At 62.4% G+C, this 1,595-nt stretch carries 1 protein-coding gene; it reads left to right on the plus strand.

From position 1 onward, the window contains the following. Positions 1-1,595, plus strand: a 1,595-nt coding sequence (locus JQ611_RS41385; protein WP_249133866.1) for a non-ribosomal peptide synthetase, incomplete at both ends; no start/stop codon positions are given.

Here is a 1,595-nt window from a genome sequence, read left to right on the forward strand (position 1 = left end):
CGACTGTCCGAGGCGGAATTCGATCAACGTCTCGACATGCTGCGCCTGGACGCGCTTCTCGTGCCGCAAGGCAGGGCCTTTGAAGCGCGTCAGGCGGCTGAGCGGAGAACGATTGCCGTGATCGAAGCCGCTCCGATCGGACACGGTCAGCTTGGACTAAATATCGCCGCGCAGGTCTCCAACTCGCCTGCGATCGACGCCGAGCCTGATCCGGGCTCGCCTGCCTTCATCCTGCAGACGTCGGGCACGACCGCGCAGCCCAAGCTCATTCCGTTCAGTCATAGCAATATGCTGGCGGCGGCCGCACGGCTTCAGGCCTGGTTCGGCCTCACGCCTGAGGACCGCTGCCTGAGCGTGTCGTCCCCTCACTACTCCCATGGGCTCAAAGTAACGGTCTTCACACCACTGCTGACGGGCGGCAGCATTGCTGTCCCGGCGAACTTTGCCATCGTGGCGCTCGATGAATGGCTCGATGTCTTGCGGCCGACCTGGTTCTCGGCGGGTCCCACGCTCCACACTGCCGTGCTCGACAAGGCAAAAAGCCTTGAGGATGCGCAGGCGGCGCACACTCTGCGGTTCGTTGTATCGGGCGGCGCGCCACTCCCGAACGAGGTGCAGAACGACCTGCAGCGCATTTTGGGCGTGCCGGTGCTGGAGCATTATGGTTCCAGCGAAGCCGCGCAAATCGCCACCAACCAGCCGTCGCCTGGTCCAAACAGGCCAGGGACTTGCGGGCAACCTTGGCCTGATACCGTGGCCATTGTTGGTGAGGATGGACATCCCTTACCAGCTGGCGAGCGGGGCGAGGTCTGGGTTCGCGGCCCCACCGTGATGTCTGGCTATCTCGATGCGCCGGAACTCAATCAAGCTGCTTTCAAAGAGGGTTGGTTTCGCACGGGCGATATCGGCAGCCTCGACCAAGACGGCTTCCTGTCGCTGCACGGGCGCCTGAGCGAACTGATCAACCGCGGCGGTGAGAAAGTCGCCCCTGCTGAGGTCGAATCCGCACTACTTCGCCATCCCGCCATAGCCGAGGCCGCTGCTTTCGCAATCCCCCATCCACGCCTTGGCGAGGACGTCGCAGCCGCCATCGTTCCCCATCCTGGTGCGCAGGCGACATCGGCGGAGCTTCGCCAGTTCCTGCAACGCGAGTTGGTCTCGTTCAAGATTCCGCGTCGCATTCTGATCCTCGACCATTTGCCAAAGGGGGCGACAGGAAAGGTTCAGCGGCGACGGCTGCGCGAGTCGTTCGATGGGCTGTTGGGTGATCAGGGCGCGATGCGCGTGCCTGCTGTGAACAAAGGGCCATTGGATCTGGAAGCTGAACTGCTCACCCTGTGGCGGAGGCTGCTCAAGTCCGAGGCTGTGACGGTCGACGATGATTTTTTCACCAGCGGTGGTGACTCTCTTCTGGCGATGGAAATGCTCATCGAAGTCGAGCGGCTCATCGGCAAGCCCGTACCGGGAACGATTCTGTACGGGGCAGAAACGATCCGCCAACTTGCCCCAAAAATCGCCACGCAGACAGGCACCCCGGCGACGCCGTTCTTCCAGTTCGGTGCCGGTGGCGATCGGCCTCCACTTTTCTTTTTCAA

Origin of the sequence: Bradyrhizobium sp. AUGA SZCCT0182, assembly GCF_018130185.1 — a bacterium.
Classification (GTDB): Bacteria; Pseudomonadota; Alphaproteobacteria; order Rhizobiales; family Xanthobacteraceae; genus Bradyrhizobium.